Consider the following 25,589-nt stretch of genomic DNA (forward strand, 5'->3'; position numbering starts at 1 on the left):
GGCCAACCTCGACAACCTCGGACGGGTGGTCGATGTGCTTCCAGGACAGCTCGGAAACGTGAACCAGACCGTCCACGCCACCCAGGTCCACGAATGCACCGAAGTTGACGATGGAGGAGACAACGCCCTCGCGGACCTGACCCTTCTCCAGCTCGTTGAGGAAGGAGGAGCGAACAGCGGACTGAGTCTCTTCCAGGTATGCACGGCGGGACAGAACAACGTTGTTACGGTTCTTGTCCAGCTCGATGATCTTAGCTTCGATCTGCTGACCGATGTAGGGAGCGAGGTCGCGGACGCGGCGCATCTCAACGAGGGATGCGGGCAGGAAGCCACGCAGACCGATGTCGAGGATGAGGCCACCCTTGACAACCTCGATAACGGTACCGGTAACGACGCCGTCGTTTTCCTTGACCTTCTCGATGTCGCCCCATGCACGCTCGTACTGTGCGCGCTTCTTGGAGAGGATCAGGCGACCTTCCTTGTCCTCCTTGGTGAGGACGAGTGCCTCAACCTCGGAGCCGAGCTCGACAACCTCAGAGGGGTCGATGTCGTGCTTGATGGACAGCTCGCGGGAGGGGATGACGCCTTCGGTCTTGTAACCGATGTCGAGCAGAACCTCATCGTGGTCGATCTTAACGACCTGGCCGGAGACGAGATCGCCGTCGTTGAAGACCTTAATGGTCTGCTCGACAGCCTCGAGGAATGCCTGCTCGTCGCCGATGTCGTTGATTGCGACCTGAGGGATGTTGGTGCTCATGTAGTGAGGGCTCCAATTGGATTTCTAATAGGTCGACGCTGCCGGTTCACCGCTCAACACCCCCGGGTGGAGGCGCCGACCGGCTCACTTTTTCACCCCGGCGCGCACGGCATAGGACCGCTAACGCCTTTGAATGAGGTGAGGAAACGTCGAGCTGACGGATACTTACAATGTGTACCGCCCACCGGAAGCAAATGCTTTAAGCAGGGTGCACGAGCGGTCTGTGCCTGTTTTCTCCCCGTTTTCTTAAGGAGAAAAAGAGCATAGAAAACCCGTACGTTGGTACACGCGATTAATAGTGTACGGGAATCCCGGGCGTGTCGTCAATGGTTACGCGCCCGGTTTTGCTCCCCTATTTCGCAGGTAGGAGGGGGAAATCTCGCGGGACGGCGTTCGTCCTCGTTCCTACAGGGAACCCGCCCTCGCTTCGCTTCGGGCACCCTGATGTCACTACGGACGACACCGCCCCTCCACACGACGCGCGACGCCTAGCCGGAGCGGGGTAGCTATACCCTCCGGAAGCGACATCAGGGTGCCGCCCCGGACGCTCTCCGCAGCGAAGCGAGGAAGAGCGGAGCGTCCGGGTGCGGCGGGTGCCCCTGCAGGAGCGGAGGAAGGGTATAGCGTACCCACCCACCAAGCCCTGTAGGAACGAGGACGAATACCGCTTTCCGTGCAGAGCCAAGGCGAGCACCGCCTTCCAAGCGAAAGCCGCGAGAAGGAAACGAGCCTAGTGACCCGCCTCCTGCCAGGACTTACCCCAGCCAACCTGCACATCCAGCGGAACACGCAGGCTGGCGGCACCGCTCATCTCCTCGACGAGTACGCGTTCGGCGGCTTCACGCTCACCGGTGGCGACTTCGAGGATGATTTCGTCGTGCACCTGCAGCAGCATGCGGGTCTTCAGACCCTCTTCGCGCAGGCGGCGGTGAATGTTGATCATGGCGATCTTGATGATGTCCGCGGCGGTGCCCTGAATGGGGGCGTTGAGGGCGGCGCGTTCGGCAGCTTCACGGCGTACGCGGTTGGGCGAATCCAGGTCGGGCAGCACGCGGCGGCGGCCGAAGATGGTTTCGGTGTAGCCGTCCTGGTGTGCCTGCTTGAGCACGCCGCGCAGGAATCGTCCTACGCGTCCGAAGCGCTTGAAGTAGTTGGTGCGCAGTTCGCCCGCTTCGTCGGAGCTGATGTTCAGCTGCTTGGCGAGGCCGAAGCGTGAGAGGCCATACGCCAGGCCGTAGGACATTGCCTTGACCTTGGAGCGCTGCTCGGGGGTGACGTCCTCGGGGGCTACGCCGAACACCTCGGAGCCGACGTAGCGGTGCAGGTCCTCCCCCGCTTCGTAGGCGGCGATGAGCTTCTCGTCGGCGGCGAGGTGCACCATGATGCGCATTTCAATCTGCGAGTAGTCGGCGGTGAGCAGGCCCTCGTATTCCACACCGTCGATGGGTGCGGGTGCGACGATGAAGGCGCCACGGATGCGGCGGCCTTCCTCGGTGCGGATCGGGATGTTCTGCAGGTTCGGCGCGGTTGAAGAGAGTCGACCGGTGGAGGCGGCACCCTGCTGGAAGGTGGTGTGCACGCGTCCGTCGTCGGCGGCTGCTTTCTGCAGGCCTTCGACGGTCTGTACGAGCTTGATGTTGTCGCGGTAGGCGGCGAGCGCACCGAGGAATGCCGCACCGTCGGACTCCGGGGAGATTTTGGAGAGTAGTTCGGTGACGGATTCGGCGTCGGTGGAGTAGCCGGACTTGATTTTGCGGGTGTGCGGCAGGGCGAGCTTGTCGAAGAGTACGGTCTGCAGCTGTTTGACGGAGGCGAGGTTGAGGGGTTCTTCGCCGTCGTCGGTTTGGACGGTGTCGCCGATGATGGTGCGTGCGGCGTCCTGCGCCTGGTTGGCGCGTGCGGAGAAGGTGTCGTGCAGTTCGGCAAGGAGCGCGTCGGAGACGGCGATGCCTGCCTGTTCCATGTCTGCGAGGACGTAGAGCAGCGGCAGTTCGATTTCTTCGTAGACCTTCAGCTGGCCGTGCTCTTCCATTTCATAGTGGAGCAGGCGTGCGAGTTCGTGGATGATGCGGCTAATCTGCGTGAAGTAGCGCAGGTTTTCGACGGGTTCGGCTTCGCCGGGCATGCTGAAGAGGGAGGGTTCTGCCTCTTCTTCTTCGGGCTGGAAGACGAGCTGCGCGTAGGGGTCCTTGGGGATCCACAGGTAGCGTTCGGCGAGGTCTTCCATGCGTTCAGAGAAGAGCTTGCGGGTTGCGGTGGGGATGAAGCCGCACATGTAGGAGGACAGTGCGGGGTCTTCGACGGCGCCGGCGAGTTCGTAGCCGTAGGCGCGCAGAAGCTTGCGCTGAACCTTCAGGTCCATGACGATTTTGCGGGCAGCTTCGTCGGAGAGCCACGCGGCGAGGGCGGCGTCGAGTTCCGGGTCGATACTGCGGGTGTCAATCCAGAGGCTGGTGCTCTTGCTGGTGAGGAGCACGCCGAGCAGTTCGGGGTTTTCTTCGGCGGCGCGAATCTTGGTTTTGGTGACCTTGACTGCGGGTGCGTCGCCGATGGCGGGGCGCGCCACGGGCAGGTTCGTGACCGGGTAGAGGGTCACGGCGCCTTCGAGGCGTTCGGGTACGGCGATGGGCGCGCCCTGTTCGTCGTTGCCGTAGTTTTCTTCGGCTGCGGCGGCGCAGAAGGCGCGGAATGCTGCTGCGTCTGCGTTTTTGGTGGGTGCGCTGGTATTGATGGGTGCGTAGACGGGGCCGGTGGGTGCCTTCTTGGGGGCGCCCTCCTCCCCTGCTTCTGCGGCGGAGCTGGTAGCGCCTGCGGATCCGGCGGCGCGCACGATGGGGCCGAGGGTGTCGGCGGCGCGCTTGCGGATGGTGCGGAACTCTACCTCGTCGAAGAAGGTGTTGAGTGCATCCAGGTCGGGGGTGAATGCGGTGTCTTCGAGGGTGACGTCCAGGTCGAGGTCGTTGACAAGCTGGTTGAGGCGGCGGTTGCGCACCACGTTGTCAATGTTCTCGCGCAGCGCCTCGCCCTTCTTACCGCCAATCTTGTCGCGGTTGTCGAGCACACCCTGCAGGGAGCCGTATTCGCCGAGCCATTTAGCGGCGAAGCCGGGGCCTACGCCGGGTACGCCGGGCAGGTTGTCCGCCTGTTCTCCGGTGAGGGCGGCGAGGTCGGGGTACATGTGCGGGGGTACTTTGGTTTTCTTTTCGACGGCGGCGGGGTCCATGCGCTGAATACCCTTGGAGGGGCCGGTGGTGACCGGGTAGAGCAGGGTGACGTCGTCGGTGACAAGCTGGAAGATGTCGCGGTCGCCGGAGAGGATGAGGACCTTGTAACCGGCTTCGGTGCCGCGGCGGGTGAGGGTTGCGACGATGTCGTCGGCTTCGTAGTTTTCGTAGGTGAGCGCGGGGATGTTGAGCGCGCCGAGCATCTTTTTAATGAGGTCGATTTGGCCGTTGAATGCTTCGGGGATGGCGTTGCGGCCGCCCTTGTATTCGCCGTATTCGGCGGTGCGGAAGGTGCCGCCGGGCAGGTCAAAGGCAACGGCGATGTGGCTGGGCTGGTTGTCTTTGATGATGCTCAGCAGGGTGGAGAGGAAGGCGTGCACGGCCTCGGTGTGTTGGCCGTCGCTGCGCACGAAAATGTGCTGGCCGGTCTTTTCGGCCATGGTGTAGATGCCGAAGAAGGAGCGTAGGGCCAGGGAGTGTCCGTCAATGAGCAGGAGGGTTTTGTTCTCTGTAGTCACTCCTCTAGTGTATCGAGTCTGAGTTTGCTCGGTGGTTGGCTTCGTGGCTGCTGGGTTCGGGGGGCTAGTTTCGGTGGCTGCGGGTTAGCCCTGTGGGGAGGCGCCCGCGCTGTGTTGAGTGCCGGTACTGTGTTGAGTGCCGGCGCTGTGCCATATAGCGGAATAACGGGGTGTGTGGAAAGAGTTTTACCTCATATGTAGGTGCCGGTGGGGTGCGTTTGGTGAGTTTTTCTCCCAAAAACTGTGCCCTAAGCCACTATGTGAGGTGGATAATAATACGGTTTCCAGATAATATATAACCTTATTATCGCCTCCAGCGTAGGAACCCCCCACACCCCGTGTATTCATAGGCAGAACTCTACCCAGAATTCACCGGCAGGATTCATCGGACTGTGAGGGCACATCCCGCGCTTAACACACAACGAACCCTCATTTAGGAAACTATGAAGGCACTCAAAAAACTTCCCCTTCTCGCGTGGATTATCATCGCGATTGCATCGGGTGTGCTCATCGGCATGCTGACCCCCGGAATGATTAGCGGCATCAATGACGCAACCGGCGCGGCCATCCCCACCGACCTCATTGTGCAGATCTTTGTCTCCTTCTCTACCGTGTTCAGCGCCTTCCTGAGCTTCGCGATTCCGCTGATTATTATCGGCTTCATCGTGCCCGGTATCGGTTCCCTCGCGCAGGGTGCGGGTAAGATGCTCGGCATCACCGTGGGTCTGGCGTACATCTCCAGCATCCTTGCTGGTTTCCTGGCGCTGACCTGCGCTCTGCTGCTCTACCCCATCATCCTGAAGGGTCAGCAGCTCGCCTCCTTCGATAACCCCGAGAATGCACTCTCCAAGGGTTACATCTCTTTCGAGCTGACCCCGATTATGGGCGTGCTGAGTGCACTGATTCTCTCCTTCATCCTGGGCCTGGGCATTACCGCTCTGAAGACCCGTGCGATGCTGAACCTCTTCGAGGACTTCCAGGTCATCGTTGAGAAGATGCTCGGTTACGTGATTATTCCCCTGCTGCCCGTGCACATCGTGGGCGTGTTTGCGAACATGACCCTCGCCGGTCAGGTGGCAAAGATTCTCTCGGTCTTCGGTCTGGTGTTCGTCATGGTGATTATTCTGCACTGGGTTACCCTGGCGCTGCAGTACTCGGTGGCTGGTGCGGTATCTCGCCGCAACCCCGTCCAGATGCTCAAGACCATGCTCCCGGCATACTTCACCGCAATCGGTACCCAGTCTTCGGCTGCGACCATTCCGGTGACCGTGCGTTCGGCAAAGAAGACTGGCATCTCGCCCCGCGTGGTGGACTTCGCGATTCCGCTGTGTGCGACCATTCACCTCTCCGGCTCCATGATTACCATTACCTCCTGCTCGGTGGCAGTGCTGTTCATGACCGGTCAGCACCCCGACTTCGGTAGCCTGATTCCCATGATTCTGGTGCTCGGCGTGATGATGGTTGCCGCTCCCGGTGTTCCCGGCGGTGGCGTGATGACCGCGATTGGTCTGCTGCAGTCCATGCTCGGCTTCGACGCTTCCATGATTGCTCTGATGATTGCCCTGTACCTGGCTCAGGACTCCTTCGGCACCGCAACCAACGTGACCGGTGACGCGACCATCGCGGCCTTGACCGAGCGTATCGCCAAGGCAAGCGGTGTGAACCCCGATAAGGAAATCCGCGACGAGGACATCGAGAAGGCAGAAGCTATTTCCGCCTAATCCTCTCCGCCTCCGCAGCGTTTTTCAGCCCCGTCTCCCCATTCAGGAGGCGGGGCTGATGCATACCCGGAGCTTCCCCCGCAGGTCAAAGCACCAAAAACCGAGGAGTACACTGGAAGTCATGACTGAAAACAACACACAGCACGCACCCGTCCGCGCGGCAGCACCCACCACCCTCACCCCAGAAGAAATCAAGGCACAGCTGACCGAGAGCGGCATCCCCGAACACCTGCACTCCTACTTCCCCCGCGGCCTGGGCGAGCTCATCCCCGCCATGGGCATTAAGTTCCAGGAACTCACCGCAGAACGCACCGTGGCAACTATGCCCGTCGCCGGTAACACTCAGCCCATCGGCCTGCTGCACGGCGGCGCTAACGTGGTCCTTGCCGAAACCCTCGGCTCCCTCTCCGCAGGCGTACACGGCGGCGAAGACCTCGTAGCAGTCGGCGTGGACATCAACGCAACCCACGTGCGCCCGGCAGTCTCCGGCGTGGTCACCGCAACCTGCACCGCCGTCAAGCTCGGACGCACCCTGTGCATCCACTCCATCGACATTGTGGATGAGCGCGGCCGCACCACCTGCACCGCACGCATCACCAACATGCTGATCCCCCGCCCCACCGCTTAAGCCAACACCGTCTAAGCTAAGGTAGAGGGAACGACCCCCAACGAAAGGACAACCATGGCCCGCGAGCGCACCCCCTATTTCAAGCGTTACCCGAAGATTGTGCGCGCCAAGCGCATTGTCCTGCCCATCGCAATCGGTGTGATGCTGGTGTGCCTGGTGACCGCGATTAATAACCCCGGCAGCTTCTGGTGGCTGGGCGTGATGCTCGGTACCGGCGGCATGCTCTGGGCTGGTTCTCCGACGGACCGCCCCATTAGCGGCCCGAACAATGATGACGACGATTTGAACCGCTACCTGCGTTAGGCTCTGCCTACCTTAGGGCTCCAACCAGCACTAGGTTCCCGCCCGGTTAGGCGCCCGGTTCGCCGCACGCACCCGCGAACGGTCAGAAACGAACGGTTAAACACGAACGCCCCGTCCCTCAGCTTCATCGTGAGGGGTGGGGCGTTTGTGTGTCATGAATAAAGGCGCTGGCTCATCACTGCACCAGCTGTGTGTACTCAGCGGCGAATCCTAGTCTTCGCCGTAGCGTGCATTCGTACCTGTACTGTCACGTACTGTGTACGTCTTGTGCTTAGGAGAGCTGCTTGATGATGGTGTCAGAAACTTCGCGCATGGACAGGCGGCGGTCCATGGAGGTCTTCTGAATCCAGCGGAATGCTTCCGGCTCGGTCAGGTTCATCTTGGTGATGAGCAGCGACTTTGCGCGGTCAACGAGCTTGCGGGTCTCGAACTGGTCGCGGATGGTGCCAACTTCCTTCTCGAGGGCACGAATCTGCTCGTAGCGGCTGATTGCCACCTCGATTGCGGGAACCAGGTCGTTCGGGGAGAAAGGCTTGACGACGTACGCCATAGCGCCTGCCTCAACGGCACGGTCGACGAGTTCCTTCTGGCTGAATGCAGTCAGCAGAACGACGGGAGCGATCTGTTCCTTTGCGATTTCCTCAGCTGCGGTGATGCCGTCCATAATCGGCATCTTCACGTCCATGAGGACGAGGTCGGGGCGGTGCTTCTGCGCCAGTTCGACAGCGGTCTTGCCGTTATCGGTTTCTGCAACAACATCGAAACCCTGGTCCTTCAGAATTTCTACGATGTCGAGGCGAATCAATGCCTCGTCTTCTGCCACGACGACGGTGCGGGCGGGACCCTGCTCCTCTGCCTGATCCTGAGTGGTCAGCTCTGACATTACTCTTCTCCTTTATCAAATTTCAGTCACCTTAAAGTTTACAGGAGGGAATAAATGTTCATCTACTTTCACGCCTTGTCCCCCGCGTGTTATATGCGTCCTATGTGCAGGTGGGAGGGGTTTTCTGACGTCATTTTGAGCGCCACCCCTCAGATTTTGCACCTTAATGCACGTTTTTGTTCTATACTGCTCATAACAACCCAGAAAAAACCGCACAGCATAGACGTCACGCGGCGAAATTCACAGCTAAAACATAGACCCGAAAATGACTCTGACATGCACTAACACACCCTCGGGTTAGACACAAACGTAATAAACAAAATATTTATACCGAAACTCCATCACCTGCCAAAGAAGGCCGATACACTGGAATGGATTATTCTCCTCGACTTCTCCGGCACTCGCATTTGACCGACCATACTCGATACCCGGAGGGGATTCATGTCAATCACCCGTCAAGCACGCACCCTGTACTCAGACTTCGTCGAGTACAAGGAACTCGACCGCGAACCGCTGACTTCCATTCACCCCGGAATTCTCGTCGCCTTCGACTCCACCGCGCTTGCAAGCCTCTACAACTACCCAACCCACATTAGCGACGAAATCCTCCGCGCCTACTCCCAGCTCCGCGGACACGCCTTTCTCCCCCACCAGGCACTCAAAGAATTCTGGGCAGCACTCGACGGCGCATCCCCCGTGCCCGCCGCCGCAGAACGCGTCCGCTCAGCGCTCGCGTCCTTCAAAGAAACCCTGCCCGAAGAAAGCCACTCCCCCTGGAGTGCACTGCGTTCAGTCACGCACCAGCTGGACCACTCCATCGCGCAGATCATGCGGATTCTCGAACCCACCACCGACACCGGATCCATCAACGTGGCGCGCCGCGAAGACGACACGATCCTGCCGCGACTGAACCGCATCTTCACCGGACACGTAGGCGCAGCCCCCAGCCCCGAACGCCACGAACAGCAGTGCCGCGAAGCACTCGAACAGGGCCACCCGCTGCTGGCGAGCACCTCCTTCGACGCCGACTTCGCGCTCTGGAACCAGTGCATCGCCGAAGCCACCACCCGCGTGAAGGGCACCGACTGCGTATTCGTCACCGGCGGCGTGCGCGACACCTGGCTACGCAACGGCCCGCAGGTACGCGCCGCATCGGGTGACGAGCCCGTACACCAGCTCGCAAACCGTCAGCTGCTGCGTGAATACGCGCAGGCAACCGGAGGCGGTGTGTTCCGCATCTACACCGTCGAGGAGATTCTGCGACTCGCCTCCAAGCAGTACGGCGTGACCGTCAGCGACGCAACCTACAGTGCAATCCGCGCGGAACAGCCCGTAGCTGTGTAAATTCGCCGTATAAAGTCACCGCTGAGAATAATCCCACCACACTGACCACAATTAACCGCAAGAAGCCACATGTGTTCCGAACACATGTGGCTTCTTAGCGTCTGCAGGCAGGGTGTCTGGCTGAAGTATCTACCGGAGTATCTACGGGGCGCGAAAACCTAGTTCTCGCGGCTTGCGCGGTAGAGCTCCGCGGCGCGCTCCTCCGCGGACTCGTCATCGCCGAGCATCAGGTAGCACAGGTACAGGGTGAAGGCGGCGCGGCGGTCATCAGCGAGCGCGCTGGCTCCTTCGCCGGGCTGGGTGCTGAACGCGATAACGTCGTGTGCCTGGGGCAGGGCGGCAATCAGGTGCGCGGCAGTTTCGTAGCCGTCCTGGTTGCCGGGCAGGGTGAAGTGGTGCGGCTCCAGGTTCTCGTCAGCACCGGCAGCTGCTCGGGCGGCGTGGAAGTTAGCCTTGAGGACGTCTTCAACGCGGCGAATCTGCTCGGCGTCAGGCAGGGTACGGTCCGCGGCAAACGCAACGTGGATGCTGTTCAGGGTCTCGTAGGGGTGCTCGCCCGCGTAGTATCCGGCGGCGAGCGCATAGCCGGTCAGCAGGCGTGCCTCGTCGGCGGTGAAGGTGCCGCGCGCCTCACGCAGGGCGGGCAGCAGAAGTTCGGCCAGGAGCGGGTGCAGGGACTCGGGGGCGTTCGCGATAGCCTCCTGCAGGGACTCTTCCGCCTGCGCGGTGGGCTCGGCGTTGAGCAGGGTCAGGAAAGCCTCATCGGTGCCATCCCAGTAGCGGGCAATCAGCACGAGGGTCGCAATGAGCGCGAGCAGTTCGCGGTAACTACCCGAACGGTCAGCGGCGAAAGTGTTAGCAACAACGCGAGCGAGCATACGGGCGGCGATGTTCTCGAGGACGAACTCGTCGTAGGGGTTCTCGCCGGGCCAGTTAGCGGAATCGGGCAGGTAGGTTTCGTCCAGGTAGCGCAGCACGGGCTCGAGGGGTGCGGGCGCATCCGCGGCAAGGTCGGGGCAGCACTGCGCAACCCAGCTGTTCACGGTCGCCTCGTCGGCAATGCCGGTAGCCTCAGCGAGCTGGGCGCGCGAGAGGCTGTACGGCGCAACGAGTGCGGCGAGGTCGTCGCAGGCGCCGTTGGAACGGTAGGTGGGCTTGTAGTTGGGGTCGGGGAGGGTTCCGGGGAGGGTGGCTGCCATGGTGGCTCCTTCGCTGAGGTTCGGGGTGAATTGGGTTGCATGGTGTGCGATGCGCCCGGCCGTTTGAGGGTCCTGCGCGTCTTCTAATTTCAGAATATCCCAGAGCTTCGAATCGTGTACTGCTCGTCGTCATTATGGGCTTCAGAGCATTTTTGGTCGCGTTCCACCTTGCACCATCGACATATACAAGCACCCATCAGTTGTTAATGATAGAATCGCAGTATATTCTTTAGTTAATTTTCAAACAATATTTTTTAAAGGAGTTAACAATGTCCCACTCTCCCTATACCAATAAGAAGGTCATGGAGGACTGGCTCGAAGACCTCGGAGTTTTGGACACGCTGGCAACTGCAGCAAAGATCATCCAGCTTGCGGCGAACAACCCGGATTACCCTGAACATGCGCGGAATGCCAGCAAGGGCATGAACCATTACGAACTTGTTGCCGAAAATCTTAATCGTGTCACCCTTACCGGTGATAGGTTTGCTACGTTCCAAAAAGAACCTATCGCTGAGAATCTCGAAGCTTTGGCAACTGACCTTCCGCAGGAAGCATACCCCCTTCTCAGGGATTTGAGTCTCCCGCGGGGTCTTTACCGCAGCGATTCGTACAAGAACATGCCTTTTTGGGAGGTCAGCACCTGTTGTTCCTTGGTAATGCAAAGCGCTAACCGCTTTGGTGGCATTGACAAGATTCGTTGGGAGAGCAGCACGAAAAAGCGAATTATTTCAGCAACGAATCACTACGTTCAGGACACTCTCGATATTCCGGGGTTGGATGATCTCGTCGAAGATTTGCCGTTGCGTCTCCCCATTTTGGTAGTAGCGTATAATATTTCACCCGAAGGTGAACTCAAGGAGTTTGTCCTCGGTCTACCTGCTCCAGTCGAACGTCGAAGCCAGAGCCCTTGGGTATGGAATATTGACGTGCTCGCTCGTGCAGCATCGTCTGGCTCCCCCTCCGTTGCCGCTTCTTCCGCACAGGAAGTCCAGCCTACGAACCGTTCTGAGGCCCCGGCAGTTCCCGACGCTCATGTTAAGCTGAAGAAGGCAGCTGAGTAGGAGCTGTTATGACTCATACACCACACTCTTTGTCCGCGAAAGCATTATGTCTGTACAAGATTCTTCCCCCATACTCTCCTTTGACCCAAGGAGGCTCACGTTAGCTCGAGAACTTCAAGGTGTCCGCAAGAGCGATTTGGCTAGGAGTCTTGGAGTTAGTGCTGTCACTATTACTCACTGGGAATCGGGTAACCGAAACCCAACTAAAGATAATGTCTACGCACTAGCTCTGACTCTTGGCGTTGCTCCATCTTTTCTTGAAAGCCAGTTCTCAGAAGCCCCGTTAATTTCTGGCGCACCTCACTTTAGGTCTTTACGCTCGACAACTCAGCTTAGTCGCAACCAGGCTCAAGCGTATACGCAAGTTGTCCAGGATGTTGTACATACAATGAATGAGTACGTCGACTTCCCGGACCTGGTACTTCCCAGTATCTTGACTGATTCTGACCTTCCCGGTTCTGAGATTCCTCGTCTAGCAGCTGAGCAGGTTCGTAAAGATTGGGGTTTAGGAAATAAGCCCGTCCAGCATGTTGTCCGTGCTATGGAGAACCATGGTATCGTCGTTGTCTTTGCACCATTCCATAGTGCAGCAATTGATGCATACTCCACTTTTGGTAGCGAGGCTCCAGTAGTAGTTCTAAACCCAACAAAGGGTGATTACTACCGTCAACGCTTTGATGCCGCCCATGAACTAGGCCACCTAGTAATGCATGCTGATGCTGATCCTGGTCATAAGGTTCTTGAGGCTCAGGCTCATGCATTTGCCGCAGAATTTTTGGCACCAAGTGCATGCATCCAGGATGAATTGCCCACAGTCATGAACGGTCAAGGCTGGATGAAGCTGAAGGAGCTTAAGGAATACTGGGGCATCAGTATGCAGGCTCTTCTGTATAGGGCTAAAGAACTGGGTCGCCTTTCAGATGATGCCTACCGAAACGCCATGGTTACCGTTTCTCGTAACGGATGGCGTGCTAAGGAACCAGGTCTTATTTCTTCTCTCGAAGAACCGTCCCTAATTCCTCATGCGATTAGTCTCATCGAGGAATCAGGCGTTTCATCTGAGATATTGAGAGAGAAGTCGCGCGTACCTCAACATTATTTTGAAGTCATCACAGCGCGACGTCCTGTTCTACCAGTGAGCGTATAAACGGCAAAGCCTCGAGAGGGTGTAATTTATACACTCCCTCGAGGCTTCTCTGTGCGTCTCCAAAATATATCAGGCCAATTCAACAGAGAAGCCACATGTGTTCCAAACACATGTGGCTTCTCGGCGTAGAGGCAGAAGATGTTAGTCCAGCAGCGCGTCCACGAATGCTTCCGGGTCGAACGGCGCCAGGTCGTCCGGGCCTTCACCCAGGCCGATGAGCTTGACGGGAACGCCAAGCTCCTCCTGAATAGCGACCACGATACCGCCCTTCGCGGTGCCGTCCAGCTTGGTCAGCACGATACCGGTAACGTCCACGATATCGCCGAAGACCTTCGCCTGAACCATACCGTTCTGGCCGGTGGTCGCGTCAATCACGAGCAGAACCTCGGTGACCGGAGCTTCCTTCTCAATCACGCGCTTGATCTTGCCGAGCTGGTCCATCAGACCGGACTTGTTCTGCAGGCGGCCCGCAGTGTCCACGAGCACGGTGTCAACGCCCTGCTCCTTACCAGCCTTCACAGCATCAAACGCGACGGATGCGGGGTCGGCGCCTTCCTTCTCAGAACGCACGGTCTTCACGCCCACGCGGTCACCCCAGGTGGTCAACTGCTCAGACGCAGCGGCACGGAAGGTATCCGCGGCACCCAGAATCAGGGACTGACCGTCAGCGACCATCACGCGGGCAATCTTGCCGACGGTCGTGGTCTTACCCACGCCGTTCACGCCAACGACCAGCACCACGCCGGGGTTGCCGTCGCTGCCGGCGGTCTTCAGTTCGCGGTCCATGTCGGGGCGAACAATCTTCACGAGCTCTTCGCGGAGCATCTTCTTCACGGCGGCGGGGTTGCTCGTACCCTCAACGCGCACGCGCTGCTGCAGCGCCTCCACCAGGCGGGTGGTCGGCTCGGAGCCGAGGTCGGCGAGCAGCAGAGTTTCCTCAACTTCGTCCCAGACGTCCTGGTCGATGCGGTCGCGGGAGAGCAGAGCCAGCAGGCCCTTGCCGAGCATGTTGTTGGAGCGTGCCAGGCGGGCGCGCAGGCGCACCAGGCGACCCGCGGACGGGTCAGGCATATCAAGTTCAATAGCGCGAGGTGCCGAGCTTTTGGGTTCTTCCGCCGATCCGCCGGAGGCCTTAGCCGCCTCCTGGCGCAAAGACTGCAGGTCCGCGGTCTTCTTGGGTCGGCGCAGAACGGCGAAAAGTACACCGGCGATAACCAGTACACCCAGCACGATTGCGCAGATTATCATCATCGTTTCGTTCACACTACTAGCTTACCGGTTTGGACGGTTTGGCTGGTCGAGGTTACGCGCATGCCCGGCTGTCGGCGGAGTAGACTAGACACTGTTAAGTTTTTTAGCCGAACACATGGTTGGCGGTTGCGGGTGGGGCCTGCGGCTGCCGCACAGCACCGCACGATTTCGAGGATGAACATGAGGAACCCTGCCAAAACACCGCCTGTTTTTGACCCGCGCACGATTGATCCGAACCGTGTGCCGACCGGTTTGAAGGTTCTGATTGCTGCGTCGTTCATGATTGCGGTAGGTTTTGGTTTGGTGGCACCGGTGCTGCCGAACTATGCGCAGAATTTTAATGCGACGGTCACGATGGCGACGATGGTGGTTTCTGCGTTGGCGATTACGCGCCTGATTTTTGCGCCGTCGGCGGGTCAGCTGATTACCCGCTGGGGTGAGCGTCCGGTGTACACGATTGGCATGCTGATTGTGTCGGTGACGTCGTTTATGATTGCGTTCGCTTGGGATTATTGGGTTCTGCTGGGTTCGCGTGCGGTGGCGGGTATCGGCTCGGTCATGTTCACCGTCTCTGCGATGGGTCTGCTGGTGCGCCTGTCCCCGGCGCATATGCGTGGACGTATTTCGGGCTATTATGCGACGGCGTTCCTGCTGGGTAATCTGCTGGGCCCGGTGATTGCGAGCGCGCTGGCGCCGTTTGGTATGCGTGCGCCGTTCATTGTGTATGGTTTTTCGCTGGCGGCGGCGGGCCTGATTGTGTGGTTCTTGATGCCGTCGCAGGCGGCGCTGGAGGCGGAGCGCGACGCGATTATGGAGGCGGCGCTGCTGGCTGAGGGTAAGGGTACCGGGGTGTTGCCGTCGGCGGCGCCTTCCCCTGCTGGCGCATCCGGTAAGGGCGCTAAGCCTGCTGCATCCGGCGGCGCTGCGGGTAAGAGCGACCTGCCTGCGATGACGGTTCGTGACGCGTTGAAGTTCTCGAATTACCGTTCTGCGTTGGTTTCGAATTGGGCGATTGGCTGGTCGGTGTTTGGTGTGCAGTCGTCGATTATTCCGTTGGCGGCGGCGTATTTGGCGACTGGTGGCGATATGTCGAATTCGGTGGCGGCTACCCTGTTGGCGTCTTTGGCGATGGCGACAAACTCGTTTGGTAATGCGTTGACGCAGACGTTCTCGGGTCGTTTTTCGGATCGTTTTGGTCGCCGTGTGATGGCGTTTTCGGGTCTGCTGTTGGCGGGTTCTGCGGTGACGTTTATGGGTTTTGCGCCGGTGGCGTGGGTGTTTGTGTCGTTGACGGCGTGTCTGGGTATTGGTGCGGCGTTTATGGGTCCGTCGATTCAGGCTGCGGTGTCTGATGTGATTGGTACTCGCCGCAGTGGTGGCCAGGTGTTGGCGGTGTATCAGATGTGTAGCGATTTCGGTATGATTTTGGGTCCGCTGGTAGCTGGTTTGATTGCGGATGCGTGGGGCTTTGTGCCGGCGTTCATTATCAGTGGTTTGTTGCTGGTGGCGGCGGCGTTTACGTGGGCGCCGTTCCGTAAGGCGCGCTGGCCGAAGGATATTGCGGACGCGGACTATACGGGCCGTTAAAAGCTCTCTAATAAGTGAAAAGCCGGTGCCCGGTTCCTGTGAGGTGGCAGGAACCGGGCACCGGCTTTATGTGTACGAAAGGTGAGCTGGCAGAGCAAGCCAACAACATGGAACCCCAGATGCAGGCAAGCTAACCGGAGAAGGTACCCACCTGCCAACCCCTTATATCCTTCCCCGAGGGATAGGCGACCTAGAGAGCGTACCGGACACACGAAGCGGGGGCTCCGTCCTCAAGGCGCCCCCGCGCCGCAGAGGGGGCACTCCCCCGCGAGCGGCATCCGGTACGCCCTCTCAAACAACTAGCCCACGGAAGCCTCACTCCCCCGCGAGCGGCATCCGATACGCCATCTCAAACAACTAACCCTTCTAGGGCAGCAGCCAGACGGGACCAATCACGTCCGGGCCGCCCCAGAGTAGACGCATCCACAGGGCGGAGCCGAGCAGGCCCATCAGCACCAGCAGGAGGCGGTACATGCGGCTCTTCGGCAGGTACGCGGCGACCAGCAGCGACAGGGGGAACAGCGGCAGCAGAATACGTACGGTGGACGAGGTCGGGAGCCAGAAGATGAACAGGTATCCGGCGTAGCAGGCGGTCCACAGCCACAGGGCGGGGTGCAGTAGGGTGCGGGTGAATTTCTGCGACATCCACCAGTAGAAGCTCAGGATGAGGAGCACCAGGGCGGCCCACATGATGATGGCGGGTACGGAGCCCGCGTAGTAAAGGTTGAATTGGTGGACCCACTGGGCGAAGTACTGGTGACCGTCTTCGACCTTGCGGAAGCTCCAGCCGAGTTCCGTGGCGAGGTACGCGTCCATACGTCCGGTGCGCAGAGCCGCGTGCAGGGGGTGCACGAAGGCGAAGCTACAGACCAGTAGGGCACCGAGGAGCTGGGCGAAGCGTCCACGAAACGCAGCCCACGCATCCGACAGTGCGGATTGTGAGGGTTCTTCGCTGCGGCGGGCGAGGTAGTCAGAGACCGTGCACCACAGCCACCACAGGCCCACAAATGCGCCGAGCGGCACACCCAGCGGGCGAGACAGCGCCGCCAGAAGCGCCACGGGCAGTAACAGAATGTAGCGGCCACGCATCACACACCACACACTCAAGGCAAGGAGCAGAGTGGAAAGAGCCTCAGCGTAACCGGTGACGAAGATGGGGCTTGCCGGGCTGAACGCATACACCGCGAGCGCCCACAGCGCCAGGCGATTACGGGACTCATCCCCCACCTGCGGGCGGGTATCAAAGATACCTCGGGCACGCCAGTTCAGGCTACCGATGAAGAGGCGGTAGAGCACAACGGCCAGGGCGAGGCCGGCGGCGAGGCTGACTCCGACTGCGGCAAGGCGGTACTCGATACCGAAAATATCAGCGACTTTACCGCTAACCATTGAGTGGAGGGGCATGAATGCCCAGGAGTTGAAGGATACGGACCCGTCGGCGCGCAGGGGCAGTTCGGTGGGGTACCACTCTTTGTAGATGCCCTGGTACCAGCCGGCGTCCCATATGTTGAGGTAGGAGAGGAAGCCGTTATGGTTTTTGTTTTCGTTGCTGAGGGGGTTTCGCTGGTCTTCGGCAAGCGAGTAGGCGAAGGTGACGAAGTGGGTTGCGCAGGCTAACACCCAGATGAGGAGGGCGGGCATCCAGGTGCGCCAAGCAGCCAGCTTCTGGGGGTTGGCGGCGGGTTCGGTATTACGCATCTTAGTTTTCGTGGAGGGGCGCTGCGCTTCGAGGGTGGGTACGGAACCGGACGAGAGGTCGCGTTCGATGAAGGACGTAGATTTTCCTGGAGATTGAGCCATAAGTATTCTCGCGAGTGTAGTGTGGACGCATGATGGATATTCCGGCGCTGCACCTGTTGGACCGTGTCTATTAGATGTGGCGGGTGCTAGCCAGCCAAGATGGGTGGTGCAGTTTGGTGAAATATCCATGTGTAGACTATCAACGAACTGACGGCGTCTCAATGCGAACGCGCTATTCCTGCTGATTATGACGAAAGAGACGCATAAAGCCGGCGCCTGCTGAATAGCAGACACCGGCTTCACATGTACGAGAGGCAAGTTGTCAGAACAAACCAATAACTTGGAGCCCAAGAATCAGGTGAGCTAACAGCAACACCCAACCCCGGACCAAGCCACCTATAATCCCCACCCCAAAGGATTGGCGTGCTACCTCTGAAACCCAACCTCAAACCATCCTCATATACCCCAGACTGAGGCGAGCTAGCCCGAGAAAGAAACCCCGTACCAAGCATCTATATCAACCAACCCGAGGGATAGGCGACCTAGAGGGCATACCGGACACGCGAAGCGGGGGCTCCGTCCTCAAGGCGCCCCAGCGCCGCAGAGGGGGCACTCCCCCGCAAGCGTTGTCCGGTACGACCTCTCAAACAACTAAGCCACGGAAGCCGCACTCCCCCGCGAGCGTTGTCCGGTATGCCATCTCAAACAACTAACCCACGGAAGCCGTACTCCCCCGCGAGCGGCGTCTGGCACGCCCTCTCTTAGCAACCCTTATCGGGTCACAGGCACCTTGGAGAATTCGCGCACTGTACCTTCGGGGTCGCCGGAGCGTACCAGTGCTTCACCGATGAGGACCGCATCGGCGCCGGCGCCGGCGTAGGCGCGCACATCTTCGATACCGGCAACGCCGGATTCGGCGACCTTGATGACCGAGTTGGGCAGGTGCGCGGCGAGGGATGCGTAGTGCTCGTTGTTGACTTCGAGGGTCTTGAGGTTGCGCACGTTGATGCCCACAATCTTGGCGCCGATGCGCTGGGCGACCTCGATTTCTTCGGGGGTGTGGGTTTCGACGAGGGCGTTCATGCCGAGTGATTCGGTGAGTTCGAGGAACTCGCGGAGGGTCTGTTCGTCGAGTGCCGCGACGATGAGCAGGACCAGGTCGGCGCCGTGTGCGCGTGCCTCCCAAATCTGGTATTCGTCGACGGTGAAGTCCTTGCGCAGCACGGGGATGTTCACGGCGGCGCGTACTGCGTCCAGGTCGGCGAGGGAGCCGTTGAAGCGGCGCTGTTCGGTGAGCACGGAGATTGCTGCTGCACCACCTGCCTCGTAGTGTGCGGCAAGCGCGGCGGGGTCCGGAATCTCGCCGAGGGCACCCTTGGAGGGCGAGGAGCGCTTCACCTCGGAGATAATGCGTGCGGTTGCGCCGTTGCCGCCGCCGGGCACTTCACCGCGCAGGGAGGCGAGCGCATCGCGGGCGGGTGCGGCTACGAGGGCGCGCTTCTTCATTTCTTCGAGGGGAACCTGCTGTACGCGGGCGGCGAGGTCTTCGCGGACGCCGACAATAATCTCGTCGAGAACGGTGCTCATGGTGTCTCCTTGGGTTACTTGGTGGCGTTGGCGGCTGCGTCTGCGTCGAGGGGTGCCAGGCCGGAGGCGGTCAGCACGGCGCGCAGCGGGGCGGCGGACTTGTTGACGGTTTCGAGGGTTTCGGAGTCCGGGTTGGAGTCCATGACGAGGCCCGCGCCTGCCTGTACGTAGGCGGTGCCTTCCTTGAGTACGGCGGTGCGGATGGCGATTGCCATGTCCATGTTGCCGGCGAAGTCGAAGTAGCCGCATACGCCGCCGTAGACGCCGCGGCGGGTGGGTTCGTATTCGTCGATGAGCTGCATGGCGCGGGGCTTGGGTGCACCGGAGAGGGTGCCTGCCGGGAAGGCGACGCGCAGCACGTCGTAGGCGCTGAACTGCGGGTCGAGTTCGGCGCTGACGGCGGAGGAAATGTGCATGATGTGGCTGAAACGCTCAATGATCATGAACTGGTCAACGGACACGGTGCCGGGCTTGGCGATACGCGAGAGGTCGTTGCGTGCCAGGTCGACGAGCATGAGGTGCTCGGAGCGTTCCTTCTGGTCGGCGAGCAGCTCCTCGGCGAGTGCGAGGTCCTCTTCGCGGGTTGCGCCGCGCGGGCGGGAACCGGCGATGGGGTGGGTGCTGGCAATACCGTCCTTGAGGGTGACGAGCGCCTCCGGGGAGGAGCCGACAATGTGGAAGGGGGTGCCGTTGCTGTCTTCGAAGTTGAAGAGGTACATGTACGGCGAGGGGTTGGACTGGCGCAGCACGCGGTACACGTCGAGTGCCTTGGCGTTGGTTTCGGCTTCGAATCGGCGTGAGAGCACGATCTGGAAGACGTCGCCGTCGATGATGTTCTTCTTGGAGCGGTCGATGGCGTCCTTGAAGCCCTGTTCGCTCCAGGTGAGGGTGACGTCTTCGCGGACCTTACGGTCTACGTCTGCCACGCCGGAGAGAATGGAGGTGGTTGCTGCGGCGCCGCGCTGCAGGCGGCGGAGCATGCTGTGCAGGCGCGCGACGGCGTCCTCGTAGGCGCCGTCTACGTTTTCGCTGGTGCCGTTGAAGTTGATGGCGTTGGCGACGAGCAGGACGGTGCCGTCCTTGTTGTCGTGGATTGCCATGTCGGAGACCATGTTGAGCGCGAATTCGGGCAGGTTCACGTCATCGGCGGGCGGGTACGGCAGGTGCTCCCAGTGGCGCACGACGTCCCAGCCGAGGTAGCCGACCAGTCCGGAGGTGAGCGGCGGCAGGGTCGGGTCGGGTTCGGTGTAGAGCATCTGCAGGGTCTTGGCGATGGCTTCTACGGGGTCGCCGTCGACGGGTGCGCCGGCGGGGGTGCGTCCCTGCCAGTGGACTGCGCCGTCAACGGTGGTGAGGGTGGAGCGGGAGGACGCGCCGATGAAGGAGTAGCGGTCCCAGGCTGCGGATTCGCCTTCTGCGGAGATTTTTGCGGATTCGAGCAGGAAGGTACCGTGGGCTGCTTCGACGGGTTCGCCCTGGTCGTTTTGGAGTACGAGGGATCGGTAGATGCCGATGGGGGTGAGTGAGTCGGCGAGGATTTTGATGTGTACGGGAATGACGCGGGTGCCGGCGGCGCGGGCGCGGAATTCTTCGAGGCTGGGGGTGATGGTGCCCAAATCCTGCATTGCTGTACTCCTTGGTGTTGGGTTGGGGAGCGCGTCGGCGCGCTGTAACTCGATGTGGCTCTAGTGCCGCGCGTTGTTTCAGTTTAACCGGTGCTGCGGCCCAGTTCCACGGTGAAGATCCATGAGTTCTCTTCGTGAAACTGAGCCGCGTACCGTTCAGCCGTGTTAGTTGCTGAACTGCTTGAGGGTTGCTGCGGTCTGCAGTGCCGCCGCGGTCGCCTCGTAGCCCTTGTCTTCGTTGGAGCCTTCCAGGCCTGCACGGTCGAGTGCCTGCTGCTCGTTGTCGCAGGTGAGCACGCCGAAGCCGATGGGGCGGCCGGTCAGCACGGACACGTCGGTCAGGCCGTTGGTTGCGCCCTGGCAGACGTAGTCGAAGTGGGGGGTGCCGCCGCGGATGACCACGCCGAGTGCGACGATTGCGTCGAACTTCTCAGCGAGGCGGGTTGCTGCGACGGGCAGCTCGAAGGTGCCGGGTACGCGCACGAGGGTCGGCTCGATGCCTGCGTCGCGTGCTGCGCGCTGTGCACCGTCGATGAGGCCGTCCATGACCTGGGTGTGCCAGCTTGCCGCTACGATTGCGAGCTTGAAGCCCTTGTAGTCTTCGGGGTTGAGGGTGGTGTCTGCTGCGCCTACGCCGCTCATAGTGTTCTCCTTGTGGGTTTTGGGTTTTGAAAAGTTTAGTGTGCCGGGGTTGTTTGCCGGGGTGCCGCTACGCGCTTTTGAGCACGTGGCGCATACGCTCACGCTTGGTTTGCAGGTAGTGGGCGTTCTCAACTCGGGCGGGAATTTCGTCCGGGATGAGTTCGGTGACCTGCAGGCCGAGGCTTTCGAGCGCCTCCTGCTTGGCGGGGTTATTGGTGACGAGCCTCAGCTCGTGCACGCCGAGTTCCTGCAGGATCAGTGCCGCCTGCGAGTAGTCGCGCATGTCGCCGTCCAGACCGAGCGCCAGGTTCGCGTCGAGGGTGTCGAGCCCGGCATCCTGCAGCGCGTAGGCGCGGAGCTTGTTGACCAGGCCGATGCCGCGTCCTTCGTGGTTGCGCACGTAGATGAGGTACCCGCCGGTGCGGCTGAGGATGCGCAGACCGTTCTCCAGCTGGGGCCCGCAATCGCATCGGAAGGAACCGAAAATGTCGCCGGTGGCGCATTCGGAGTGGATGCGTACCGCGGGCGCTCCCCCGTCCTCGGTGGGTACGGGGGTGCCGTCACGGTCGAGGGCGCGGGCGCTGATGTGCTCGGCACCGTCTGCGAATCGCCAGGCACGCAGGCCGAACACGCCCTGCGGGGTGGGTACGGCGACCTCTTCGGTGCTTTCGACCAGCAGCGGGCTGGGGTTGGGCACCATGTCGAGGGGGCTGACTCGGTAGCCTTCAGCGAGCTCGGAGGCGATGCGCAGGGATTCGGCGCTGAGCTCTTCAGCCTGCGCTTCAACCGGCTCTGCGGGGGTGTTAGGGGTTTCGCTCATGCGTTCTCCTATGCCGCCTCGGCTACGTACTTGATGAGGTCTTCGATAGAGATCATAGGCAGGTTGTGCTCGGTTGCGAAGGCGCGCAGGGCATCAAAACGCATCATGGAGCCGTCATCGTGCACGACCTCGGCGATAACGCCCACGCCGGACAGGCCCGCCGCGCGGGAGAGTTCCACTGCGGCTTCGGTGTGGCCGGGGCGTTCCGCCACGCCGCCATCAACGGCGCGCAACGGGAAGATGTGGCCGGGGCGGGTAATATCCGCCGGAGTGGAGGCAGCGTCCGCGAGGATCTGCACGGTGCGTGCGCGGTCCGCCGCGGAAATGCCGGTGCTCACGCTGGATGCCGCATCGCAAGAGACGGTGTAGGCGGTGCCCTTGGGGTCCTCGTTGTTGGTGACCATGGGCGGCAGGTTCATCTCGTCTGCGCGCTTATTGGGCATGGGTGCGCACACTACGCCGGAGGTGTAGCGAATCATGAAGCCCATCAGCTCGGCGGTTGCGTGCTCGGCGGCGAAGATGATGTCGCCTTCGTTCTCGCGGTCTTCATCGTCAACGACGACCACGGCGCGACCTGCGGCGATAGCGTCCACTGCGGTCTGCACGCTGTCGAGCACGGTTGCGGCGTCGGCGCGGCGGGGTGCAACCTGCTCAGAAGCAGTCTGCGGCACGCCAGCGAACGCGGTCAGGCGCTGCACGTACTTAGCGAGCGCATCGGTCTCAAGGTTCACGCTATCGCCGACCTTGAGCGCACCGAGGTTGGTTGCCTTCAGGGTTTCGGGAATCAGGCCGACCTCGAACCAGGCGGGGGTTTCGCCGGGCTCAGAAACCGCGGTGACGGTCAGGGACACGCCAGACACAGCGATGGAGCCCTTCTCCGCGAGCAGGGGTGCCAGCTCGGCGGGCAGGTTGAAACGCAGGGTGCTCCACGCCTCGTGCGCGGTGATGGACGCGAGGGTACCCACCGCATCCACATGGCCCTGCACGACGTGACCGTCGAGGCGACCACCGGCGGGCAGGCAACGCTCCAGGTTGACGGTGTCGCCGGGGTTCAGGTTGCCGAGGTTGGTGCGGCGCAGGGTCTCGCCCATGGCGTAGGCGCGGAACTGGCCGGGCTGCAGCTGGTCGAGGTCGATAGCGGTGAGGCATACACCGTTGACGGCGAGGGAGCCGCCGTGTTCGAGGTCGGCGACGATGTCTCCGGCGTTGAGGGTCAGGTAGGCTGCGTCGCTACCTTCGATGGGGGTGATGGATTCTACGGTGCCGAGGGCGCCAATGATTCCGGTAAACATGTGTGCTTTCCTTTTCTCGCCGTGTCCGCCGGGTCGTCGTCGTTGAGGGCGACGGGCGGCGATGGTTTGTTCGTCGGTATAACTATACGTATTTTTCGAATATTCCCCGTGACGGGGCGTTTTTGTGCCAGCATGCGAACCCGGTAGCGTTCAGTGAAGCTACCGAGCCCGCATCGCGGCGTGACAGATTCTGGGTCTAATCCAGTCGCGGTTCCGGCGCGTGGCAGGCGTCCAGCTTCGGCAGGGTGCGCCGTTCGCCCGGCTCCTGCACCGTTCCGCGAGGTGCCGGCACCAGGTGCGTTGAGGTGTCCTGACCGAGCACGCGCACCGCCGGGAACATGCCCAGGTCATCCAGTTGCAGGCGCGGTGCCTGCGCGAGGGTGTCCACGAGCAGACGGTACACGGCGCTCTTGCCTCGACCCATAATCATGGGAGCGCGGTACCAGACCATCTCGTCGATGAGGTCTTCACCGGCGAAGAGGCCGACCATGCCGGGGCCGCCCTCAATCATAAGGTGCCGCACCCCGCGGGCATACAGCTCGTCGAGCAGTTCGCGCGGGTCGTGGGTGAAAATCTGCAGGAAGTTCTGCGGGTCCGCCTCCACACCTTCGGGCGGGTTCAGGCCGCGAATCCGGTAGTTTTCGGTAATCTCGGTCTTGCCCATGACCACGCGCAGCGGCTGCTTCTCGAAGCGTTCACCGTTGGCGTCGCGCGCATCCAGGGTCGGGTCGTCCATGAGGGTGGTTCGGGTGCCAATCATGACGGCGTCGGCGCGGTGACGAATCAGGTGCCCGTCAATGCGCGCGGCGGGGCCGGTAATCCACTTGCTCGTGCCGTCAGCAGCCGCAATGAACCCGTCCAGGGTGGATGCGCTCTTTGCGGTGATGAAGGGGCGACGTTCGGCGGCGGCAATGAACCAGCGCTCGTTCAGCTGGTAGGAGGCGTTCGCGAACTCCTCCATGGCGTGCACGGTGACGCCCTGCGAGCGCAGGTATGCGGCGCCTCCTGCAGCGTTTTCGGTGTCGTCACTGTAGGCGTAGTAGAGTTCGCTGATGCCCGCCTCGGCGACGGCGTGGGAGCAGGGACCGGTGCGTCCGGTGTGGTTGCAGGGCTCGAGGCTCACGTACATGCGGGCGCCGGTAAGGTCGGTTCCCGCGGCACGGGCGGCGGCGAGTGCGTCGGCTTCGGCGTGCGGGGTGCCTGCGCCTCGGTGGTAGCCCACGTGCAGCAGGTGCCCGTCACGGTCGGTGATGACGGCGCCGACAAGCGGGTTCGCACCGCGGATACCCTGGCGTGCTGCCTGCAGTGCCAGGCTCATCGCCTCGTCGTGGCTGAGGATCTGCTCGGGGTCGGGCAGCTGGAGGGTGCGTGCGGTGGGCAGCCCAGCGAGGTGCCCGTACTCCGCGGCGGAGTAATCCAGGTCGTTGTGCGGCAGGTGCGTGCTGGGGGTAAGGGTTGCGGGCAGGTGCGCGCCCGCCAGCACCTCCTGAGAGGGATTCTGCGGCATCTTATGCACGACCCTTCTTCACGTCAGTTACTTCAACGGTCACGTCGGGGAACTGGGTCTGCACCTGGGTCTTCTGCGCCTCCAGGTTGCGGGTGCGCCACCAGACGAAGAAGCCGACCAGAGTGAAGCATCCATAGAACACGTACATGAGGGAGGTCGCGTAGTAGCCTGCGCTCCACAGCAGCGGCACGCCGACCAGGTCGACGGCAACCCAGATGAGCCAGAATTCAACCCAGCCGCGCGCCATGCCGTAGGTGGCGAGCAGCGAGCCGGTGAAGATCCAGGCGTCGGACCAGACCGGTTCGTAGGAGCCGAGGGCACGGAAGATGGGGGTGAGCAGCAGGGTGCCTGCAACCATGGCAACAACCAGGCCTGCGCGTTCGGTGTTGGTGGCCCACTTGGGGATCACCGCGGCACCTTCGGAGGCGTTACCACCGGCGGCTCGGGTTGCGCGCCAGCGGTGCCAGCCCCAAATGGACACGGCAATAAACATAATTTGGCGGCCTGCCTGGCCGAGCATGGTCACGGGGTGCGGGCTACCGACGAGGGCGCCCAGGAAGACGGTGAGGAGTAGCAGGTTGCCTAGAATGCCGACGGGCCACGCCCATACTTTGCGTCGCATGCCGCCCAGCGCCGATGCTAGGCCGAATGCGTTTCCGAGAACTTCGCGCACGAGGAGGGACTGGTCCCCCACGTGAATTTGTGCGTCGAAGAGCCACCGCAGGATGTCCATTGTTTCTTTCCTCTCTGAGT

20 protein-coding genes are annotated in these 25,589 nt (G+C 61.2%); 7 read left to right on the forward strand and 13 right to left on the reverse strand.

Features of this window, described 5'->3' with window-relative positions:
• The coding region (locus RWZ58_RS04585; protein WP_314657746.1) for a S1 RNA-binding domain-containing protein at positions 1 to 757 on the reverse strand (757 nt) is incomplete at its 3' end.
• Positions 758 to 1,487: 730 nt separating this feature from the next.
• On the reverse strand, positions 1,488 to 4,499 hold the full coding sequence (gene polA, locus RWZ58_RS04590) for a DNA polymerase I (protein WP_314657747.1): 3,012 nt from the start codon (positions 4,497 to 4,499) through the stop codon (positions 1,488 to 1,490).
• Between the two features lie 443 nt (positions 4,500 to 4,942).
• Here polA and RWZ58_RS04595 point away from each other — a divergent pair, with 443 nt between their 5' ends.
• From RWZ58_RS04595 to RWZ58_RS04605, 3 genes are all read left to right on the forward strand, one after another.
• Positions 4,943 to 6,220, forward strand: coding sequence for a dicarboxylate/amino acid:cation symporter (locus RWZ58_RS04595; protein WP_314657749.1), 1,278 nt, complete (start codon positions 4,943 to 4,945; stop codon positions 6,218 to 6,220).
• 121 nt (positions 6,221 to 6,341) lie between these two features.
• Entirely contained in the window at positions 6,342 to 6,848 is a 507-nt protein-coding gene (locus RWZ58_RS04600; protein WP_314657751.1) for a hotdog fold thioesterase, read from the forward strand.
• 54 nt (positions 6,849 to 6,902) lie between these two features.
• Positions 6,903 to 7,151 carry a hypothetical protein gene (locus RWZ58_RS04605; RefSeq protein ID WP_049341350.1) on the forward strand — a complete coding sequence of 83 codons (249 nt, stop codon included), beginning with the start codon at positions 6,903 to 6,905 and terminating at the stop codon, positions 7,149 to 7,151.
• Positions 7,152 to 7,422: 271 nt separating this feature from the next.
• Here the strand turns inward: RWZ58_RS04605 and RWZ58_RS04610 are convergent, their stop codons facing one another.
• On the reverse strand, positions 7,423 to 8,034 hold the full coding sequence (locus tag RWZ58_RS04610; RefSeq protein WP_049327112.1) for an ANTAR domain-containing response regulator: 612 nt from the start codon (positions 8,032 to 8,034) through the stop codon (positions 7,423 to 7,425).
• A gap of 441 nt (positions 8,035 to 8,475) precedes the next feature.
• Between RWZ58_RS04610 and RWZ58_RS04615 the strand changes: the two genes are divergently transcribed.
• Entirely contained in the window at positions 8,476 to 9,378 is a 903-nt protein-coding gene (locus tag RWZ58_RS04615; protein ID WP_314657753.1) for a PIN-like domain-containing protein, read from the forward strand.
• Between the two features lie 158 nt (positions 9,379 to 9,536).
• Here RWZ58_RS04615 and RWZ58_RS04620 read toward each other — a convergent pair whose 3' ends face one another.
• Positions 9,537 to 10,577 carry a glycosyltransferase gene (locus RWZ58_RS04620; protein ID WP_314657755.1) on the reverse strand — a complete coding sequence of 347 codons (1,041 nt, stop codon included), beginning with the start codon at positions 10,575 to 10,577 and terminating at the stop codon, positions 9,537 to 9,539.
• Positions 10,578 to 10,846: 269 nt separating this feature from the next.
• Here RWZ58_RS04620 and RWZ58_RS04625 point away from each other — a divergent pair, with 269 nt between their 5' ends.
• Complete coding sequence (locus RWZ58_RS04625) at positions 10,847 to 11,638, forward strand: hypothetical protein (RefSeq protein ID WP_314657757.1); 792 nt, start codon at positions 10,847 to 10,849, stop codon at positions 11,636 to 11,638.
• A gap of 46 nt (positions 11,639 to 11,684) precedes the next feature.
• Entirely contained in the window at positions 11,685 to 12,785 is a 1,101-nt protein-coding gene (locus RWZ58_RS04630) for an XRE family transcriptional regulator (protein WP_049354758.1), read from the forward strand.
• 141 nt (positions 12,786 to 12,926) lie between these two features.
• On the opposite strand, the gene ftsY is transcribed toward RWZ58_RS04630, so the two are convergent.
• The gene (gene ftsY / locus RWZ58_RS04635) at positions 12,927 to 14,036 is read right to left on the reverse strand and encodes a signal recognition particle-docking protein FtsY (RefSeq protein WP_314657759.1); all 1,110 of its coding nucleotides are present in this window, start codon (positions 14,034 to 14,036) and stop codon (positions 12,927 to 12,929) included.
• Positions 14,037 to 14,216: 180 nt separating this feature from the next.
• Here ftsY and RWZ58_RS04640 point away from each other — a divergent pair, with 180 nt between their 5' ends.
• Positions 14,217 to 15,623: an MFS transporter gene (locus RWZ58_RS04640; RefSeq protein ID WP_314657761.1), complete on the forward strand. Its 1,407-nt coding sequence runs from the start codon at positions 14,217 to 14,219 to the stop codon at positions 15,621 to 15,623.
• A 366-nt stretch (positions 15,624 to 15,989) separates the two neighbouring features.
• Here the strand turns inward: RWZ58_RS04640 and RWZ58_RS04645 are convergent, their stop codons facing one another.
• The 8 genes from RWZ58_RS04645 to pnuC form a co-directional block, all read right to left on the reverse strand.
• A complete protein-coding gene (locus tag RWZ58_RS04645; protein ID WP_314657763.1) occupies positions 15,990 to 17,423 on the reverse strand; it encodes a hypothetical protein in 1,434 nt (477 codons plus the stop codon).
• A 711-nt stretch (positions 17,424 to 18,134) separates the two neighbouring features.
• Entirely contained in the window at positions 18,135 to 18,950 is an 816-nt protein-coding gene (trpC, locus tag RWZ58_RS04650) for an indole-3-glycerol phosphate synthase TrpC (RefSeq protein WP_314657766.1), read from the reverse strand.
• Positions 18,951 to 18,964: 14 nt separating this feature from the next.
• Positions 18,965 to 20,575 (reverse strand): anthranilate synthase component I, encoded by a 1,611-nt coding sequence (locus RWZ58_RS04655; protein WP_314657768.1) that lies wholly within the window; start codon positions 20,573 to 20,575, stop codon positions 18,965 to 18,967.
• Between the two features lie 165 nt (positions 20,576 to 20,740).
• Complete coding sequence (gene ribH, locus RWZ58_RS04660; protein ID WP_005506244.1) at positions 20,741 to 21,217, reverse strand: 6,7-dimethyl-8-ribityllumazine synthase; 477 nt, start codon at positions 21,215 to 21,217, stop codon at positions 20,741 to 20,743.
• A 67-nt stretch (positions 21,218 to 21,284) separates the two neighbouring features.
• Positions 21,285 to 22,037, reverse strand: a complete 753-nt coding sequence (locus RWZ58_RS04665) for a GTP cyclohydrolase II (protein WP_314657770.1) — start codon at positions 22,035 to 22,037, stop codon at positions 21,285 to 21,287.
• Between the two features lie 8 nt (positions 22,038 to 22,045).
• Entirely contained in the window at positions 22,046 to 23,329 is a 1,284-nt protein-coding gene (gene ribB, locus RWZ58_RS04670) for a 3,4-dihydroxy-2-butanone-4-phosphate synthase (protein WP_314657772.1), read from the reverse strand.
• Positions 23,330 to 23,525: 196 nt separating this feature from the next.
• Complete coding sequence (gene ribD / locus RWZ58_RS04675; protein WP_314657773.1) at positions 23,526 to 24,836, reverse strand: bifunctional diaminohydroxyphosphoribosylaminopyrimidine deaminase/5-amino-6-(5-phosphoribosylamino)uracil reductase RibD; 1,311 nt, start codon at positions 24,834 to 24,836, stop codon at positions 23,526 to 23,528.
• A 1-nt stretch (position 24,837) separates the two neighbouring features.
• The gene (pnuC, locus tag RWZ58_RS04680; RefSeq protein ID WP_314074750.1) at positions 24,838 to 25,569 is read right to left on the reverse strand and encodes a nicotinamide riboside transporter PnuC; all 732 of its coding nucleotides are present in this window, start codon (positions 25,567 to 25,569) and stop codon (positions 24,838 to 24,840) included.
• Positions 25,570 to 25,589: the final 20 nt, after the last annotated feature.

Origin of the sequence: uncultured Rothia sp., from assembly GCF_963544205.1 — a bacterium.
In the GTDB taxonomy this organism is placed as follows: domain Bacteria; phylum Actinomycetota; class Actinomycetes; order Actinomycetales; family Micrococcaceae; genus Rothia.

Coding starts and splice junctions, on each gene's coding strand:
- RWZ58_RS04595 (WP_314657749.1), top strand. CDS start 4,943: ATGAAGGCACTCAAAAAACTTCCCCTTCTCGCGTGGATTATCATCGCG.
- RWZ58_RS04600 (WP_314657751.1), top strand. CDS start 6,342: ATGACTGAAAACAACACACAGCACGCACCCGTCCGCGCGGCAGCACCC.
- RWZ58_RS04605 (WP_049341350.1), top strand. CDS start 6,903: ATGGCCCGCGAGCGCACCCCCTATTTCAAGCGTTACCCGAAGATTGTG.
- RWZ58_RS04610 (WP_049327112.1), bottom strand. CDS start 8,034: ATGTCAGAGCTGACCACTCAGGATCAGGCAGAGGAGCAGGGTCCCGCC.
- RWZ58_RS04615 (WP_314657753.1), top strand. CDS start 8,476: ATGTCAATCACCCGTCAAGCACGCACCCTGTACTCAGACTTCGTCGAG.
- RWZ58_RS04620 (WP_314657755.1), bottom strand. CDS start 10,577: ATGGCAGCCACCCTCCCCGGAACCCTCCCCGACCCCAACTACAAGCCC.
- RWZ58_RS04625 (WP_314657757.1), top strand. CDS start 10,847: ATGTCCCACTCTCCCTATACCAATAAGAAGGTCATGGAGGACTGGCTC.
- RWZ58_RS04630 (WP_049354758.1), top strand. CDS start 11,685: ATGTCTGTACAAGATTCTTCCCCCATACTCTCCTTTGACCCAAGGAGG.
- ftsY (WP_314657759.1), bottom strand. CDS start 14,036: ATGATGATAATCTGCGCAATCGTGCTGGGTGTACTGGTTATCGCCGGT.
- RWZ58_RS04640 (WP_314657761.1), top strand. CDS start 14,217: ATGAGGAACCCTGCCAAAACACCGCCTGTTTTTGACCCGCGCACGATT.
- RWZ58_RS04645 (WP_314657763.1), bottom strand. CDS start 17,423: ATGGCTCAATCTCCAGGAAAATCTACGTCCTTCATCGAACGCGACCTC.
- trpC (WP_314657766.1), bottom strand. CDS start 18,950: ATGAGCACCGTTCTCGACGAGATTATTGTCGGCGTCCGCGAAGACCTC.
- RWZ58_RS04655 (WP_314657768.1), bottom strand. CDS start 20,575: ATGCAGGATTTGGGCACCATCACCCCCAGCCTCGAAGAATTCCGCGCC.
- ribH (WP_005506244.1), bottom strand. CDS start 21,217: ATGAGCGGCGTAGGCGCAGCAGACACCACCCTCAACCCCGAAGACTAC.
- RWZ58_RS04665 (WP_314657770.1), bottom strand. CDS start 22,037: ATGAGCGAAACCCCTAACACCCCCGCAGAGCCGGTTGAAGCGCAGGCT.
- ribB (WP_314657772.1), bottom strand. CDS start 23,329: ATGTTTACCGGAATCATTGGCGCCCTCGGCACCGTAGAATCCATCACC.
- ribD (WP_314657773.1), bottom strand. CDS start 24,836: ATGCCGCAGAATCCCTCTCAGGAGGTGCTGGCGGGCGCGCACCTGCCC.
- pnuC (WP_314074750.1), bottom strand. CDS start 25,569: ATGGACATCCTGCGGTGGCTCTTCGACGCACAAATTCACGTGGGGGAC.